This is a genomic window from Clostridium sp. CS001, assembly GCF_020443565.1.
Taxonomy (GTDB): Bacteria; Bacillota; Clostridia; order Clostridiales; family Clostridiaceae; genus Clostridium_AD.
This window is the reverse complement of sequence record NZ_JAIZZN010000006.1, coordinates 114,229-132,784: the sequence shown is the minus strand read 5'-3', so window position 1 is coordinate 132,784 and position 18,556 is coordinate 114,229. Positions and strand designations below refer to the sequence as shown.

The 18,556-nt window shown below is 32.2% G+C and carries 13 protein-coding genes; 7 read left to right on the top strand and 6 right to left on the bottom strand.

Annotation, left to right across the window (positions count from 1 at the left end; genetic code table 11):
- The first annotated feature begins 119 nt into the window (after nucleotides 1–119).
- Complete coding sequence (locus LGK97_RS06260) at nucleotides 120–1,163, top strand: alpha/beta hydrolase (RefSeq protein ID WP_226258894.1); 1,044 nt, start codon at nucleotides 120–122, stop codon at nucleotides 1,161–1,163.
- A 254-nt stretch (nucleotides 1,164–1,417) separates the two neighbouring features.
- On the opposite strand, the gene LGK97_RS06255 is transcribed toward LGK97_RS06260, so the two are convergent.
- Both LGK97_RS06255 and LGK97_RS06250 read right to left on the bottom strand, forming a co-directional pair.
- Nucleotides 1,418–2,095, bottom strand: a complete 678-nt coding sequence (locus tag LGK97_RS06255; RefSeq protein ID WP_226258893.1) for an MgtC/SapB family protein — start codon at nucleotides 2,093–2,095, stop codon at nucleotides 1,418–1,420.
- A 233-nt stretch (nucleotides 2,096–2,328) separates the two neighbouring features.
- On the bottom strand, nucleotides 2,329–3,234 hold the full coding sequence (locus LGK97_RS06250) for a chemotaxis protein (protein WP_226258892.1): 906 nt from the start codon (nucleotides 3,232–3,234) through the stop codon (nucleotides 2,329–2,331).
- Nucleotides 3,235–3,491: 257 nt separating this feature from the next.
- Here LGK97_RS06250 and LGK97_RS06245 point away from each other — a divergent pair, with 257 nt between their 5' ends.
- The 5 genes from LGK97_RS06245 (at nucleotide 3,492) to LGK97_RS06225 (ending at nucleotide 14,010) form a co-directional block, all read left to right on the top strand.
- Nucleotides 3,492–6,527: a DEAD/DEAH box helicase gene (locus LGK97_RS06245; protein WP_226258891.1), complete on the top strand. Its 3,036-nt coding sequence runs from the start codon at nucleotides 3,492–3,494 to the stop codon at nucleotides 6,525–6,527.
- A 76-nt stretch (nucleotides 6,528–6,603) separates the two neighbouring features.
- Nucleotides 6,604–7,419, top strand: a complete 816-nt coding sequence (locus LGK97_RS06240; RefSeq protein ID WP_226258890.1) for an SWIM zinc finger family protein — start codon at nucleotides 6,604–6,606, stop codon at nucleotides 7,417–7,419.
- A 546-nt stretch (nucleotides 7,420–7,965) separates the two neighbouring features.
- Nucleotides 7,966–9,768 carry an ABC transporter ATP-binding protein gene (locus LGK97_RS06235; RefSeq protein ID WP_226258889.1) on the top strand — a complete coding sequence of 601 codons (1,803 nt, stop codon included), beginning with the start codon at nucleotides 7,966–7,968 and terminating at the stop codon, nucleotides 9,766–9,768.
- A gap of 14 nt (nucleotides 9,769–9,782) precedes the next feature.
- Nucleotides 9,783–11,630, top strand: a complete 1,848-nt coding sequence (locus LGK97_RS06230) for an ABC transporter ATP-binding protein (protein WP_226258888.1) — start codon at nucleotides 9,783–9,785, stop codon at nucleotides 11,628–11,630.
- A 472-nt stretch (nucleotides 11,631–12,102) separates the two neighbouring features.
- Nucleotides 12,103–14,010: an endonuclease MutS2 gene (locus tag LGK97_RS06225; RefSeq protein ID WP_226258887.1), complete on the top strand. Its 1,908-nt coding sequence runs from the start codon at nucleotides 12,103–12,105 to the stop codon at nucleotides 14,008–14,010.
- A gap of 65 nt (nucleotides 14,011–14,075) precedes the next feature.
- On the opposite strand, the gene LGK97_RS06220 is transcribed toward LGK97_RS06225, so the two are convergent.
- Genes LGK97_RS06220 through LGK97_RS06215 form a run of 3 tightly spaced genes read right to left on the bottom strand, consistent with a single transcriptional unit; the run spans nucleotide 14,076 to nucleotide 15,094 of the window.
- Nucleotides 14,076–14,612 (bottom strand): DUF1048 domain-containing protein, encoded by a 537-nt coding sequence (locus LGK97_RS06220; RefSeq protein WP_226258886.1) that lies wholly within the window; start codon nucleotides 14,610–14,612, stop codon nucleotides 14,076–14,078.
- 33 nt (nucleotides 14,613–14,645) lie between these two features.
- Nucleotides 14,646–14,771, bottom strand: a complete 126-nt coding sequence (locus LGK97_RS19760; protein WP_264174976.1) for a hypothetical protein — start codon at nucleotides 14,769–14,771, stop codon at nucleotides 14,646–14,648.
- Between the two features lie 2 nt (nucleotides 14,772–14,773).
- Nucleotides 14,774–15,094, bottom strand: coding sequence for a PadR family transcriptional regulator (locus tag LGK97_RS06215; RefSeq protein WP_226258885.1), 321 nt, complete (start codon nucleotides 15,092–15,094; stop codon nucleotides 14,774–14,776).
- A 215-nt stretch (nucleotides 15,095–15,309) separates the two neighbouring features.
- On the opposite strand from LGK97_RS06215, the gene LGK97_RS06210 reads away from it, so the two are divergent.
- Entirely contained in the window at nucleotides 15,310–15,885 is a 576-nt protein-coding gene (locus tag LGK97_RS06210) for a DJ-1/PfpI family protein (RefSeq protein ID WP_226258884.1), read from the top strand.
- Between the two features lie 60 nt (nucleotides 15,886–15,945).
- Here the strand turns inward: LGK97_RS06210 and LGK97_RS06205 are convergent, their stop codons facing one another.
- Complete coding sequence (locus LGK97_RS06205) at nucleotides 15,946–18,555, bottom strand: cation-translocating P-type ATPase (RefSeq protein ID WP_226258883.1); 2,610 nt, start codon at nucleotides 18,553–18,555, stop codon at nucleotides 15,946–15,948.
- Nucleotide 18,556: the final 1 nt, after the last annotated feature.

The window sequence follows — 18,556 nt, the reverse complement described above, 5'->3', positions numbered from 1 at the left end:
AAGCGAATGAAAACAAAGGGGTTCAAGTTTAGCATAGATAGAATATAAAAAAATAAATGGCTTTGCCAAAGTTTCTTAACATAAACTTTGACACTACGAAAATAGTGGGGGGATTGTATATGAAATACAATAGTTTTAAAGAGTTAGAGAATGAGTATTCTGTACCTTTTTCTCAAGGAAAGTATATGGAAGCTTTAACTTTATTAAAAAATGGAATGAAAAGTCTTCCAGAAGAAGAGTTCGAAAAATATTTATTTAATATTATACTAGATAAAGCTCAACTTAATAGCAAATCAAAATTATATGATGAGTGTCTAAAAGATTTAACATACTTAGTTGATAGAGGTTATGTATGTCCTTTATATTGGAGTAGATTCTCTGATCCATTTACTAAAAGTAAGGACTACACAAAATTAAGAGAGAAAAATAATCTTCAAAGAAGTCGGCAACAAGAAAATTTAAGTCTAGAATGGGAGGTTTTATTGCCTCAAAACTATACTAAAGGAAAAAGGTACCCTTTATTTATAAATTTACATGGTGATGGAGATAATATAGCATATCACAAAGAGTTTTGGAAAGCTGAAGAGCTATTAAATAAAGGCTTCATTGTTGTTTATATTCAATCAAGTCAATTAATCAGCCACAATGGTTATTCATGGACAAAAACAGTTTTTTATAGTCCTGATCAGAAAAATTGGCCAGATTCAGAACAGATACGTCCAATATCACAAAGTAGTTATGAAATTAGGGAATGTTATGATTCAGAACATGATGAGATTAAGAGATGTTATGATGCTATAAGCAATGAGTATTCAATTAATGAGAATAGTATCATAATTGGGGGATTCTCAGGCGGAGCTACAGCAGCTATAGATATTGCAATAACTAATACTGTTCCAGTAAAGGGATTTATTGCTCTATGCTCAGCCAAGCCAAATTCATTTACAAAAGACAATATTGAAGAGCTGTTACATCGAGGTGTAAAAGGTGTGTTTATAGAAGGCGAGAAGGATGTGCCGGTGCAAAAAGTGGATGAAATGATGAAAGACTTTAAGGATATTGGAGTTCCATACGAATATTATATTAATGATGGAATAGGTCATTGGTACCCCGATGATTTAAATGATAAATTAGTACAAGCTGTAGACTTTATATTAAAGTAAAATTAGATTATGAACTAAGTTAATATATTACGTATGAGAAGTGTTGAGTTTTAGCACTTTTATGGAAGAATTTGCACCTCTGGGGTAATTGTGAGGCATGGCGAATGCCATGTTCCTCACTTACTAAAAGTCTGTTGTTTCAATGCTTAAAATTATTGCCTTTTGTTTAGAATCCTTCAAATTATAATCTCTAATAAACTAAATATTTTTTGGAATGGCCCATGGAGTGTTTAAAGCAGCCCAAATAGGCTGCTTTAACTTATTTTTATTTGTTTAACAAATTCATTTTCAGATAGAACGTTAATTAGTTCTTTATATTCCTCCTTTGAAGAAAAAGAGATTATAGCAACTAGTACCATAGTATCATTATCCTCTACACTAATATTGGTATTAGAAATATCAGCTCCTAGGCTAGAAATACAACTTAAAATTTCACTGACTTTACTTTTATTATTTATATCTTTCTTTAAAATAAGCTCTAATTCATAATCGCTTCTTAAGGATCTTTTGCTATTTATTCTTTTATCAAAATTAAATACATCCCTTAAAATAAGGAAAATCACAACTGTAGCCATTGTAGCTGGGATATACAAATTGCTACCTACAGCTAGTCCAACACAAGCAATAAACCATACACTTGCAGCAGTTGTTAATCCTACAACAGCTCTACCATGCCTGATAATACTAGCCATGCCTAAAAATCCTATTCCGGAGATAACCTGTGCGCCCAGTCTCATAACATCTATGTTAGCGTTATTTAATAAGTTATAATCTATAGAAATTATTTGTACTAAAGTAGCACTTACACAAACAACTACATGTGTTCGTAGACCCATAGACATGCCCTTTTGTTGCCTTTGATGACCAATTATACCTCCCAAAGTACAAGCAATCATTATTTTTATAAAATCATTTAAATACATAAGTTCCATAATACTCAATCCTTACATAATATTATTTGTGTGCTAATTTCATTATAGCTTACTAGGAGTAGCATGACCTAATAGTATTATATTATATCATATTATATTATGCTAGGTTATAATTCTGGTACAAAGTTATTTTATCAATTACATTGAGGTATTATATTCAAAATAAAAATCTAAATTAATAAACGCTGTGAATTTAACATTCACAGCGTTTATGATTGAATATATTGAGTTTTTTACTTGCGAATAAGGCTGGTAAATTGATCAATACATGTAACTAGTTCACCAATTTCTGGTTTGCTTAGTTGAGCATCTGCACCAACAGATTCTCCCTTATGTTTCAAATCACTTGTAATTAATGAGGAGAATAATATAACAGGTAATTTTTGAAGAATATTGTGTTCTTTAATCTTTCTTGTTAATGTGTGACCATCCATTTGAGGCATTTCAATGTCGGTTATAAGTACATGAACATCCTCCATGAAATCTCTGTTTTTCTCATCAGCTAAAGTAAGCAAATAATCCAAAGCTTGTTTTCCATCATCAAATATTTTTAAATTATTAAATCCAGCTTTAAGAAGGGTATCTTTAAGGAGTCTCCTAATTAAAGGAGAGTCATCAGCTAAAACAAGTTTAACTTTAGATCTGTCTTTATAATCTATATCCACTATTCTATCTTCACTAATTCCTGTAGAAGGACTGATATCAGTAACTATTTTTTCAAAATCCAGTAGTAATATTATTTTATCGTTTAAAACAATATTTCCTATAACTAGTGAATTAACAGATATATCATCAGGTTTTGTTATTTGTCCCCACTTAATACGATGAACACCTACAATACTATCAATACTAAAGGCTACTTCAATCTTATTAAATTCGCAAAGGATGATCTTTGCATTAACTTCATCTTTATAACGTTTTTCTAAAACATATTTTAAGTCTATTAACGTTATTATTTTATCCCTATATAAGGTAAGTCCCGCTACGGCAGGGTGTGAATCAGGGAGTTTTGTAAGGTTTGTTGCATTTATGACTTCTTTAACTTTTATAATGTTAATGGCATAATGTTTATGGTTTATCACAAACTCCAGTATTTCAACTTCGCCAGTTCCAGATTCTAATAGTATGTTATTATTCATGATTTCCCTCACTTTCAAATAGGTATAAAGATAGTGCTTAATAAAAAAATTGAGAATTATTAAAGAACTTATGTATATACATTATATATCGAATATTACCTAAAGAACTTTATTTTTATATGAATTATTAAAATAAAGTTCTTTAGTGTAGTTTTGGAATAATAAAACTCAATATAAAGTGAAATCTTTCTGCTAAATATGGTAAACTATATAAGATGAGTTAAAAGATTAGTAGCATTAATAGAGGGTGAATAAAATTGATATTAAATGGCGGATGGATAGAAGCTACCGAGGGTATGCACACATTTATATTGTGGGGCGAGAGTGGAGAGACTAAGTGTGCAAGAAGGGGAAGAGTACCTAAAAATGCACATCCACTATATGAACAGATGTCTTCAGTTACAGAAGTGCGTAACAAGATAAATAATTCAGCTTTAGAAATAAAGTGTGGAAAATATAAATACGATACGGTAAAAAAGGAGCTTCTTAAGAGAGAAATTAGGGGCATCACTTTTAGTAACTTAGATGCATTTCACATGCTTTTAAATATAGATAAAAAGCCTATAATGAATGTGGAGCTATCACAGGAGTTAAGGTTTTGGATTGCAGCTTCAAAGTTTACAGCGGAACTTATTATAAAACATAAATATTTACCTTCTTTAACTATAGATAGAACACATAAAAAAGTAAATTCTAAGTGGAGATGGCATACCAGCGATTCTGAGTATATTGATAAAAAGAAGGCTCTATGTAGTGGCATGCCTACAGGATGCAGGGCATACTTTCCTTTAGATTGCGAGGACTTTGTGTATACAAATAGCACTAAATTATTAAGCAATTTCATGGACACCATCATTGACGATATGGTGAGAAGTAGCTGCTCTGAAATAAACAAAGATGGCAGTTATTTAGAGTACTCCTTTAATAATTTAAGTAGCATTTGGATGAATTCTCTTTTTTCAAAATTACCAGAGATACCTGTGGGTATAAGTGATCAAATTAAAATGCTAAATGAGTATAAAAAATGGATAGAGCCTATAAGGATTAAAAATAGTAAATTTAAATTTCGTACATGTTTCAAGGTTGTTCCACCTATAAAGGATGAGGATTGGAGAATCGAATATTTGCTTCAAGCTAAGGATGATCTTAGTCTTATGCTACCAGCAAAGATGATTTTTGAAGAATCTGTGGATACTATTACCTATTTAAATAAAAAATTTAATAATCCTCAAGAAAGACTTTTAGAGGATTTGGCAATTGCATCAAAGGTATTTATTCCCATTGAGAGGAGTTTATACGATGCAGTTCCAGTAGAATGTAAGCTTTCTGTAGAAGAAGCTTATTCATTTTTAAGGGAATCTGCTTACTTTTTAAAAGAAAAAGGATTTGGTATTATAGCTCCAGCTTGGTGGAAAAAACCTTCAAAGCTTTCTGTGAAGTTAAAAGATAAAAATGGAAGCAAAAATAATAATATAGCAGCAAAGAGTATGTTTAATATGGACACTATTCTTGAATATGATTGGAAGTTGGCATTAGACGGAAGTGATATAAGTGATAAGGAATTTGAAAAGATTTCAAATTTAAAAGTACCATTTGTTCAATTGAGGGGCCAGTGGGTAGAGGTAGACATTCATCAAATTAAAGCCCTTGCCAAAATGAAAGTAAGTAAAAGCTTAAATGGTAAAATTCATATTGGGGAACTTCTCAGACTTAACTTAGGTGAGGAAGAGGTAATTCCAGGAGTTAGTGTTGATGCTATAGAGAGTCAAGCAGCCGTTGGGCATTTTTTTGAGAAATTATTTAACTTAAATAAAATAGAGGAGGTTCCTATACCTAAGGGATTTGTTGGAACTCTTCGTGAATATCAAAAAAGAGGTTTTTACTGGTTAACATTTTTGAGAAGTCATGGTATAGGTGCTTGCCTTGCTGATGATATGGGACTTGGTAAAACCATCCAAAGTATATGCCTTTTGCTCTACGAACGTGAGAAGAAGCTAACGGATAAGCCTACTTTAATAATATGCCCTACCTCTGTTGTAGGTAATTGGGAAAAGGAAATTGAAAAATTTGCACCGGGGCTTAAATGCGCCATTCATCACGGAAATAATAGATGGGGATACGAGACATTTAGCAAGGAAATATGTAAAAATGAAGTCATTATTACAACTTATGCTCTAATGGTGAGGGATAAGGATTTATTTCAAAATCAGAAGTGGGCAGGGATTATATTAGACGAAGCTCAAAACATTAAAAATAGTTCAACAAAACAAACACAACATATAAAAACACTTAAAGCAGAATATAAAATTGCATTAACAGGTACACCTGTTGAGAATAGGCTTTCAGATTTATGGTCTATTATGGATTTTTTAAATAAAGGATATTTATACAATTGGTCAACCTTTAGAAATGAGTTTGCTGTTCCTATAGAGAGGGATGGGGATTCTAAAAAAAGTAATAAACTAAAAAAACTAATAACACCCTTTGTACTGCGTAGACTTAAAACTGATAAAAATATCATAAAGGACTTGCCAGAGAAAATTGAGACTAAGGAATATGCGCCTTTAACAAAGGAACAGGCTACATTATACCAGGCTGTGGTAAAGGATTGCTTAGATAAAATTGATAATTCACAAGGCATTGCACGTAAAGGTATGATTATTGCTTCCTTAACAAAGTTTAAACAAATTTGCAATCATCCTGTGCAGTTTTTAAAGGACAATGGTGAAATTGAAGGACGATCTGGGAAACTTGAAAGGCTAATAGATATGCTAGAGGTTGTTATAGAAGAAGGAGACAGGTCTTTAATCTTCACACAGTTTGCAGAAATGGGACATATATTAAAATCAGAACTTGAGAAAAAGTTAGGGGTAACAACGTTATTTTTACATGGAGGAACCAGCAGAAAGAAAAGAGAAGAGCTCATTAGTATTTTTCAAAATGACAGCAATGAGCCTATGATATTTATACTATCTTTAAAAGCTGGTGGACTTGGACTAAATCTTACAAAGGCGAATCATGTATTCCATTTTGATAGATGGTGGAATCCAGCTGTAGAAAATCAAGCAACGGATAGAGCCTTTAGAATAGGCCAACTTAAGAATGTTCATGTACATAAGTTTATATGTATGGGAACACTTGAGGAGAAGATTGATGAAATGCTAGAACGAAAACAGGCCCTTGCGCAAAGCATAGTTTCTACAAGCGAAAACTGGATATCAGAGATGAGCAATGATGAACTTAGAGAATTATTTATACTGGGAGAACAGGAAGATACAATGAGCAGTGATTAATAATGGATGATGAATGATAATTAAGAATTGATCAATGAACATTGAAAATTGATCATTGTAAGGGGGTGTGAATGCTTTGACGGCTAGAATAAGAAATGAGTTTGGAAGTAACTGGTGGTCTAAAAAGTGGAACAATGCAATTTCAAGCTTTACTACAAGTTCTAGAATGGATAAAGGGCGAGAATACGCAAGGGCTGGAAATGTCCTTAGTATTGAGGTTTCAAAGGGAGAAATTGAGGCGGAAGTTCAAGGTGGTAAACTAACACCTTACAAGGTAAATATGGAAGTTGATAGTTTTTCAAAGCAGCAGTGGGAAAAGATTATGAGTATAATGTCAAAGAAGGCTATATTTTGTGCTAAGCTTTTAAATGGAGAAATGCCTGAAAATATAGAAGAAGCTTTTAAGGAAAGTGGAGTTTCTCTCTTTCCTAAAAAACAAATACATTTAATAACAGAGTGCTCATGTCCTGATGCTGCAAATCCATGTAAACATATAGCAGCAGTTCATTATATGCTTGGGCTTGAACTGGATAAAGATCCTTTTGTAATTTTAAAACTAAGAGGAATGGATAAAGAAGAATTTTTAAAGGCTTTAAGAGTTTTAAGAAGTGGGGATGAAAATAATAATATAAGAAGAAAAGCTAAAGTTCAGCGAAAATCCTTAAAAACCATTGAAGATTTACAGAAAGAATTTGAATATTCAAGTGAAATAGATGATGATATAATAAACATGTCTTTTTCCTATGAAACACCTGAAGTTAAATGCGGCATTATAAAGACCTTAGGAATTCCAGCCTTTTGCAGTGGAGAGGATGAATTTAGATATAAGATGAGAATGGCTTATACTAATGCCGAAGAAGAAACTAGAAAATATATTTTAAAAGGTTTCTGAATTTTATTACAATTTCATATTGCAATAAATGTAATTAAGGTATATAATGGTTTTGTTGGTAACAACTAATATTAAAAAGGAGGTCGTGACTATGTTAAGATATAAGAGATTTGCATTTGAAAATGTAAATTTTGCAATGAGATTTAATCAATTATATAAACACGATCTGGTATAGGTTTTTAATATTTAGCAATTTTGTTATTTATATTAATTATTGAAGCCAAGGGTTGTGTACCTATGGCTTTTTTTATTAGTGTTAAAGGTAGTACTATGTAAAATTTCTAGTATATACTTAATAGCTAATTTTATATTTAAAAAGCCGTGGGATATGTTCCTCGGCTTTTTGATTTTTTATAAAATAAATTTTTTGTTTTATCAAAAAGAAGGAGTGAAGAAAATGATTAAAAATTATTATTGCAAAAAATTTAGGGGCTGGAATTCTAAGTATTACACTTGAGTTCTCTAAAGATATACCAGCAGCATATTAAAAATTACAAAGACATTTATAGTGGTATTTATTAAAAAGGGAGACGGGAGGCAGATTATATGAAGAAACTTTTAAAGTTAACGAAGGGAAATAGATTATTATATATGGCAGCAATTCTTTCAATAGCAGCAGCTACCTTTGTAGCAATGGTTGAGCCTATGGTTATGAAAGTAACAATAGATTCCATAATAGGAGGTAAAGCACTAGATGTCCCAGCACCTATAGAAAAATTAGTGCTTCTAGTTGGTGGTACAAAGGTACTTTGGAGAAACCTATGGATATGTTCCTTAGCTCTTGTAACATTAACTTGTACAAGAGGTGTTTTCTTATTCTTAAGGGGAAGACTTTCTGCACAAGCAGCTGAAAACATTGCAAGGAATATGAGAGTGGCACTTTATGATCACATTCAGAATTTACCCTATGGATATCATATAAAAGCAGAATCCGGGGATCTTATTCAAAGATGTACATCTGATGTGGATACAGTTAGAAAATTCTTTGCATCTCAAATGGTGGAAATAGGAAGAGCGTTTTTTATAGTAACCTTTGCAGTAATAATGATGTTATCTTTAAATAAAAAAATGACAGTTATAGCTATGGTTATTGTACCTATTATATTTATATTTTCATATGTATTTTTCCATAAGATTAAAAATACCTTTGAAAAGGCAGATGCCCAAGAGGGGGTTCTAACTTCAGTACTTCAAGAAAATCTAAGTGGAGTTAGAGTTGTGAAGGCTTTCGGAAGACAGAACTTTGAAATTGAAAAATATGAAAAAGAGAATATAAAGTATAGGGATTTAAATTTTAAATTGATAAAGTTACTTTCAAATTACTGGTCTACCTCAGATATTCTTTGCATGACTCAAATTGGTCTGGTTTTAGTATCAGGCATATATTTTGCAGTTAATGGAGAAATAAGCTTGGGTACCTTAGTGGTATTTAATACCTATGAAGGAATGTTATTATGGCCTGTAAGACAATTAGGGAGAATTCTATCGGACATGGGAAAAATGTCAGTTTCTCTTGATAGAATTAGCAACATCCTAGATGAACCAGTGGAGAGGGAATATGGGAAATCATTAAAACCAGAGATTAAAGGTGAAATAAGCTTTGAAAATGTAAACTTTGAATACGATAAAGGCAATGAAATTCTAAGAGATATAAGTTTTACAGTAAAGAAAGGTGAAACAGTTGCTATTGTTGGGCCAACAGGATCAGGTAAATCATCGCTAGTACACCTTTTATTAAGACTTTACGACTATAATAGTGGGTCTATAAAGATTGATGGAGTAGAACTTTCAGACATTGAAAGAAAGCACATAAGAAGTAATGTAGGCATAGTGCTTCAAGAACCCTTTCTTTATTCACGAACTATAAAGGAAAATATAAAAATGGCAAAGCTTGACTCTAAGGATGTAGAAATTCACAATGCTGCTACAGTAGCTGCAGTGCATAATGTTATAACGTCCTTTGAAAAGGGTTATGACACAATAGTTGGAGAAAAAGGTGTTACATTATCAGGCGGACAAAGACAAAGGGTTGCCATAGCAAGAACACTTATAAAGGACATGCCAATATTGATATTTGACGATTCTCTAAGTGCAGTAGATGCTGAAACTGACAGAGTTATAAGGGAAGAACTTAAAAAGAAAAGTGAAAATAATACTACCTTCATAATCTCTCACAGAATTTCAACAGTTATGGCTGCAGACAAAATTATAGTTTTAAATCATGGAAAGATAGAATGTATAGGAACTCATGAAATGCTTATTAAAAAAGATGGTATCTATAAGAGGATATGGGAAATACAAACTTCATTGGATGGGTTTGAAGATGAAGCTAAAGCGTGTAATGAGTAAAAGGAGATGATAGTATGGCTAGAATGGATGAAAACAAAGAATCAGAAAGTAAAGTAGGAGAAAAAATAGATATTGGTATATGGAGAAAACTCTTTAAATACCTTTCAGAATTTAAAAGAGGACTTGTATTTTTAGGTTTCTTAATGGTGGGAGTAGCGGGCATAGACGTAGTACTGCCGCTACTTACAAGATATGCCATTGATAATTTTATTGTAGCAAAAACTGTAGAGGGACTTCCAATATTTGCATTAGTTTACTTTTGCACAGTGTTATTTCAAGCATTGAATGTAAGACTATTTGTGAGAAATGCTGGAAAGATTGAAACTCACCTGGCTTATCATATAAGAAAGCTTGGTTTTAAAAGGCTTCAGCAGTTATCATTTTCATATTATGATAACTCTTCCGTGGGATGGCTTATGGCAAGAATGACCTCGGATGTAGCAAGACTTAGTGAAATAATTTCCTGGGGATTAATTGATATGGTGTGGGCTCTAACAATGATGACTGGATTTATAGGAGTAATGCTTTATAATAGTGTAAAACTAACTCTTATAAGTATGTGTGTTGTACCACCTTTGTTTATAATAGGAATATTTTTTCAAAAGAAAATATTAAAATCCTATAGAAAAGTAAGAAAATTGAACTCGCAGTTAACAGCAGATTTTAGTGAAGAGGTATCTGGTGCTAAAACTACTAAAACCCTTGTTCGTGAAGAAGAGAATTTAAATGAGTTTAAGCTAGACGCTGGCAGTATGAGAAAATCTGCTGTTAAGGCAGCAATGTTTTCCGCTCTATTTCTTCCAATAGTTATATCCATGGGAAGTATAGGGACAGGGCTCGCTTTATGGCTAGGAGGAAATAATGTTATATCATTATCATTAACTTATGGTACTTATGTAATGTTTATCGCATACACCATACAATTCTTTGATCCTGTAAGTCAGCTAGCTGGAACCATTGCAGAACTTCAAAATGCACAGGCATCAGCAGAAAGAATTATAAACTTAATAGAGACAGAACCAGATATATGGGACAAGGAAGAGGTTATTGCAAAATACGGAGATTTATTTAATGCAAAGCAAGAAAACTGGGAAGAAATACAGGGAGATATTGAGTTTAAGGATGTATGTTTTTCCTATAAAAACGGAGAAAAAGTATTTCAAAACTTTGATCTAAAGGTAAAAAAAGGTCAAACCATAGCCTTAGTTGGAGAAACAGGCTCTGGTAAAAGCACCTTAGTAAATTTACTTTGTAGATTCTATGAGCCTAGTAGTGGACAAATATTAATTGACGGAAAAGATTATAGAGAAAGATCACTGCTTTGGCTTCAATCCAATATAGGCTATGTGCTTCAAAGCCCACATTTATTTAGTGGAACCATTAAAGAAAACATTATGTATGGAAAGCTTAATGCAACCTTTGATGAAATTGAAAATGCAGCAAAGCTTGTAAATGCACATAGCTTTATAAGCAAATTAGAAAAAGGCTATGATACGCAGGTTGGTGAAGGTGGAGGAAATCTATCCACAGGGGAAAAACAACTTATATCCTTTGCCAGGGCCATTGTAGCAAATCCTGCACTATTTGTTCTTGATGAAGCTACCTCATCTATAGATACTGAAACAGAAAGAATGATACAAGACGCCATAGAAAAAGTCCTATCAGATAGAACTAGCTTTGTGGTTGCCCATAGACTTTCTACCATAGTATCTGCAGATAAAATTCTAGTTATAAGAAATGGAAAGATAACTGAATCAGGAAATCACAGAGAACTGCTAAGAAGAAAAGGTTATTACTATAACTTATACACAAATCAGCTATTAGAAGATAAGGAAATGGAAAGTAGAACAATAGTTTCATGATAGTGCCACCCACGTGGCAAGTGGCAAGTAACTTGCCATATGCCACGTGGGTGGCACTATAAAGATTTGATTGACAATACATGCAGAAATGTAATAAAATAGTATCAGATAGATTTTGTTAAAATAAAAAAATGAGGTGCTTTATGAGCGTGTTAGTATCCAAATAGATTAAATTTTATAATTAAATAAATCTTTCAAAAGAGGTATTGTGTACCTTTGTTTGTTGTGGGTTTATTTAGTGAAAATCTATGAAGATACAAGTCCACAAAGTACTGTTATATTAGGAAGAGATAGATTAGTCTACCTTTTACCAAGTTGCGTATTTTTAGTCGTGGTAGTGTCCACGGCTTTTTGTTTTATGGAAAAATAAAATATTTGTAAAATAAGTTAATTATATATAGAATGCTAATGAAATCTATCTAGGGATTAGTATCTTCATATAACAAAAAGTTGAATATGAGGAGATATAAAAATGAATATAAATACTTTAAATAAATTGCAATATAACGAGTTAAAGGAAATAGTAAAATCCTATTGTGTAAGTAGCCTTGGGAAAAACTTAATAGATATATTAGAGCCAAGCACCAGTTTAAAGGTTGTAGAAAGTAGGCTTAGTGAAACTAGTGAGGGAAGAGTTTTATTAGATGCTACTCACCACATTCCATTGGAAGGAATATTCAATGTAAAGAGTATTATAGAGAACACTGAGAAGGGAGCAATAATAGAGCCAGAGGACTTAACAACACTTTGTAACTTTTTAAGAGGATGTAGAAAAATTAAAGAGTTTATGAAAGGTAAGGAATTTTACGCTCCAACTTTAAGTAGCTATGGCGAGTCAATTACAGAATTTAAATCCTTAGAGGAAGAAATTGAGTTTTCTATAAGAGGTATCCTAGTAGATTCAAATGCAAGTAAAGAACTTAAAAAAATCAGAAGATATATAGAAAATACGGAAAGTAAAATACAAGAACAGCTAGACAAGTTTTTAAAAAATAGTGCAAATAAAGCTTATATACAAGAGTTTTTCGTAAGCAAGAGAAATGGTAGATACACAATTCCCATAAAGGCAGCCTTTAAAAATCAGATCCAAGGTACAATTGTAGAAACTTCCTCCAAAGGCGCCACTGTATTCATAGAGCCAAGTGTTATATCAAAAAATACTGCAGAACTTATAGTATTAAAAGCTGAGGAATCAATAGAAGAGTACAAGATATTATCTTATTTAACAGGACTAGTGTTTGACAGTTTGAGGGAAATTAAAATTAACATAGAAGTAATAGCAGAGTATGATATGATTTTTGCTAAGGCTAAATATAGTAAAGAAATAGAGGGAATAAAGCCTAAAATTAATGATCATGGATATATAAATATACTTAGGGGTAAGCATCCATTGTTAAAAGGAAATATAGTACCCTTAGATTTTAATATTGGCACAAATTATAGAGCATTAATAATAACAGGGCCAAATGCAGGTGGTAAGACTGTAGTGCTAAAAACTGTTGGACTATTAATGCTAGCAGTACAATCCGGAATTCATATTGCAGCTAAGGAAGGTACTGAAATATCTGTCTTCGAAAATATATTCGTAGACATTGGTGATGATCAAAGCATAGAAAATTCTTTAAGCACTTTTTCCTCACATGTGAAAAATTTAGCTGACATAATTAATAGTAGTAACAAATCTACTTTAATACTATGCGATGAAATAGGAAGTGGAACTGAACCTAATGAGGGAGCAGGCCTTGCTATTGCAATACTCGAAGAACTTTATCATAAAGGGTGCATTATTATGGCTACTACTCATTATGGGGAAATTAAAAATTTTTCACAAAGTCATAGCGACTTTGAAAATGCAGCAATGCAGTTTGAAAGCAATACACTAGAGCCTCTATACAAGCTAATTATAGGTAAATCAGGAGCGAGTAATGCTCTTTGGATTTCTAAGAAAATGGGCATAAGAGACTCTATTCTTGAAAAAGCAAAACACTATGCAAATCATAAGGATTACAATTTAGCTTTAGTTAAAGATAGTAAAGTTAAGAAGAAAAGGATTGAAGAAGAAATCCAAAACGTGAAAGCTTATGAATATAAAATAGGTGATACGGTGCTTCTTATGGATTATAGAGAATCAGCTATAGTTTATAAACCAGCAGATAGTTTTAATAATATAACAGTGTTATATAAAGATGGTTTTATAGAGGTTAATGAAAAAAGGTTAAAACTAGAGCTAAAAGCTGAGGATTTATATCCAGCAGATTATGATTTTAATATATTATTTGTGGATTATCAGCATCGGAAATTGAAAAGAGATCTTGAGAGAGGGTCTAAGAAGGCACTAAAAAAGGTTCAAAAAGAAATAAGAAATAGTAGAGAAAACTAAAAAGGGTGCCACCCACATGGAAAATGACAAGTGAAACTTGCCACTTGCCACGTGGGTGGCACTTATTATGAAATTTTTTTATTAATACTTTTTATAAAATCCCATATATCGCGTCCGAAGGCTATTAAAAATATAATTAATAAAAGTATCTTATTGTCATTTGGAATTATATGCGTGGTAGTTAATTGCGGAAACTTATTATTAATAATATCAGTTATACTGATAGATAAATACATGCATATAAACAAGAAAATCCCAAGATAGCCTGATATTTGTGCCTTTCTCTTGAAGATTTGCTTTCTTCTTATGAAAAAATTTAGTAAAAAGATAACAATAAACATACTTAGTAATGAAACTATATCTATATAAAACACATCTTGGCTTTCTAAGGAACTATTCCACCCATGTCTAATTAAACTAGATATAAACATCATTAAGAGGTAAACTAATCCTGTCTGCAAAATAATTTCTATATAATTAAAACATTTGTGAAAAATACCTCTATTGTAGTTTGATTCTAGAATTATTGAATCACAAAATCCTTTTATATCATCACCAATAACTTCACTTGCAAATTTACCTTCACTTTTTGCTTGGAGCATTATATCTAAGACTTGTTGAAATACTACTTCTTGTTATATTGGACGCAAAGATGACATTCCAATGTACAAAGCAATATCATTAAAATTCTTTAGGTCTCTGTCATTCAGTTCCTTTTGGAGCTTGCTTCTTTTACGCATTAATACAATAGTTCTAACCATAACTACCCCCCCAATACCCTATCTACATTTGTCTTTACATCGTTCCATGAAATAACAAAGGCTTCAAGCTCATCTGACCCTTCAGTTGTTAAATAATAATATTTTCTCTTGGGTCCAAAAGGTGAGTTTTTCATAACAGAATATATTAATTTTTTCTTTTCAAGTCGTATTAATATAGGATAAACGCTTCCCTCTGTTATATCTGCAAAGCCATAGTTCATTAACAGTTCGCATATTTCATATCCGTAAGTTTCATTCTCTTTAACTATTTTTAAAATGCAGCCTTCTAATAGACCTTTTAGTATTTGAGTATCACTTGCCAAATTATCACCTACTTTGTATTACATAATAGCTATATGTTAATATTATCCTTTATACTAGGTATTGTCAATTAGCTTAAGTGAAAATATATAACAAATTCAAAATATAAACATTTAGTTTATTGAAACCTTTGACCCTAGATGTTAAAATAGAGAAAAATAAGTTTAATAATAAATTTAAGCATCACATAAGAACCAGAACAAAAGGGGGAAATTATATGGGGAAAATACTAGTATTTATCTACGATGATATGGCAGACTTTGAGATAACATTTGTTACTCATCTTTTAGGAGCAGATTGCGGGAAGGAAATAGTAACCATAGCCTATGAAGATAAATTAATAAAAAGTAAATCAGGAATTATTTATAAACCATTAAAATTAATTAAAGATGTTTTAGAGGAAGAAGTAGAGGGACTAATAATTCCTGGAGGCTGGAATGGAGAAATAAGACCAGAACTTATTGAACTTATTCAAAGTATAAATGTAAAAGGGAAATTATTAGCAGCTATTTGTGCAGGACCAAGATTTTTAGCAAAAGCAGGAGTTTTAAATGATGTAAAATATACCACTTCTATTAGTCAATGGACGAAAAATCATGAAGAACAGTTTAAAGAAAGTGATCCATTTCCTAGAGAAAATTTTGTGTCAGAAAGGGTTGTAACATATGGAAATATTATAACAGCAAAAGGAACGGCTTTTGTGGATTTTGCAATTGCGGTGTGTGATTGGTTTTCTTTATTTGATGATGAAGAAGATAAAAATAGTTTTTTGAAAGAAATAAGGGGGATTTAACAAAGTGCCACCCACGTGGAAGTGGCAAGTTTAACTTGCCACTTGCTACGTGGGTGGCACTTAAGCTTTAGCTTTTACAAAGAATAATTTATATATTTGAATAAGAATTAGAGGCATAAAGGATAGCCCATATACTATAGCACGCTGATTTAAAGTTAGGGGAGCTATTTCAAAAACACCCATAAGTGGTTTAAAACTTAATACAAATTCTAAAAGTAAATATCCGAGTATTGTGGCAATCCATAAATATTTATTTGAGAAAACTCCTATTTTAAATATGGATTCACGTGATCTAGAGTTAAATCCATGGAGTAGTCTTGAAAAGCATAATGTTGCAAATGCCATTGTGCTGGCAATTAAGTTATTACCTGTTGATAATCCTATATGGAAAGCTGTCATTGTACCTAGTGCAATGATTAGTCCTTCAATTAGTATTTCTATTGAAAAGGATTTACTTAATATAGGCGCATTTATACTTCTAGGTTTTTCATTCATTATATTTTTATTATGAGGCTCAAGACCTATTGCAATAGCAGGAAGGCTATCTGTAACCAGGTTGATAAACAGAAGATGCACTGGTGCAAAAGGCATTGGAAGCGCTGCAAGTGAAGTATAAAGCACAGACATTACAGCAGCAGTGTTTCCAGATAATAAAAATTTAATTGAATTTTTTATGTTGGAGTATATGCTTCTACCATTGGAAATTGCTTTTACTATGGTAGAAAAGTTATCATCCATAAGTACTATAGAAGCAGCATCTTTAGCAACCTCAGTGCCTGTTATACCCATAGCGATACCAATATCTGCTTGCTTTAAAGCAGGAGCATCATTTACACCATCACCGGTCATTGCAACTACATTTCCTTTTTCTTGCCATGCTTTTACTATTCTTATCTTATGCTCAGGAGATACTCTTGCATATACAGAAATATGTTCCACCTTAGTTTTAAGCTCTTCATCACTTAAATTGTCAATTTCATAACCTTCTATGGCTTCAGATTCATTATTTAACATACCTATTTGTTTTGCTATGGCAGAAGCAGTTATCTTATGATCTCCAGTTATCATTATTGGCTTAATACCAGATCTTATACAGTCAGCAACTGCTGCTGCAGATTCTATTCTTGGCGGGTCCATCATGGAAATTAGACCTACAAATATCAAGTCATTTTCATCTGAAGTGCCAATTGTTTTTCCATTTTCAATTTCTTTATAAGCAAAGGCTAAAACTCTAAGCCCACTTTGAGAAAACTCCCTATTTACTCTTTCAATCTCTTTTTTATCATCCTCAGTGAGGGGTTTAACTCCACTTGATGTAACAACACTTACTGTTCTTAATAAAAGTACATCAAGGGCACCTTTGGTTATCATAAAAGTTTTGTCATTAAGTATATTTGCTGTACTCATTAACTTTCTATCTGAATCAAAGGGTGCTTCAGAAACCCTAGGATAGTCTTTTCTAACATCTAGCTCATCTAAATCATATATGTCACCTAGGTTTACAAGTGCAACCTCAGTTGGGTCACCAATCTCTTTGTTTTCTACAGTTACAGCATCATTACATAATAGTGCCATTAGCACAAGATTTTTTTCTAAAAGTTTTTCATGATCAAGTTCATCATGAGATACTACTTTTTCATCAACATATACCTTTTGAACTGTCATTTTATTCTGTGTTAGCGTTCCAGTTTTATCTGAGCATATTACTGAAATACTTCCCAAGCTTTCAACAGCATGAAGCTTTCTTACAATAGCATTTTCATGAGACATCTTTTGAGTTCCAAGGGCAAGAACTATTGTCACTATGGAACTTAATGCTTCAGGTATTGCAGCAACAGCAAGGGATACAGCAAACATGAAGGAGTCTATAATTACGTAGCCTCTAAATATATTTAGGGCAAAAATAAGAGCAGATATTGCAAGGATAACAAAGGCAAGTTTTTTACCGAAGTTGTCCAAGTTAACTTGTAATGGAGTCTTCTTTTCCTTTGCAGACTCTAAAAGATTAGCTATTTTACCTATTTCTGTTTTCATTCCAATAGATGTAACTAAGATTACAGCTCTTCCATAGGTTACAAAACTCCCAGAGAACACCATATTCTTTTTATCACCAATTGCTACATTAGCATCAGTTATTATATTTGTTGTTTTTAGAACACTTTCTGACTCACCGGTTAAGGAACTTTCATTTATTTGAAGACTATAGTTTTCAATTACTCTACCGTCGGCGCTTACATAGTCGCCTGCATCTAAATACATGATGTCTCCAATGAGCAATTCCCTTGAAGGAATTTCTATCTTCTGACCATTTCTTAAAACCTTGGCTGTAGGTGAGGAAAGAGCTTTGAGGCTTTTCAAAGATTGTTCCGCCTTAACATGTTGAACAGTTCCAAGGATAGCATTTACAACGACAACTACAAATATAACAAGTGTACTTTCAAACTTACCAAGGAAGGCAGATATAGCTGCAGCACCTATAAGTATTAGTACTAAGAAATCCTTAAACTGCTCTAAAAATATCTGTAGGTGGCTTTTTCTAGCACCTTCAGTTAACTCATTGAAGCCTTGTTCTTCCCGCCTGGTTTTTGCTTCAGGATCATTTAGCCCTTTGTCATTAACCCCAAGAGTTTTCATCACTTCTTCTGATGTTTGATTATAAAATGTGTTCATT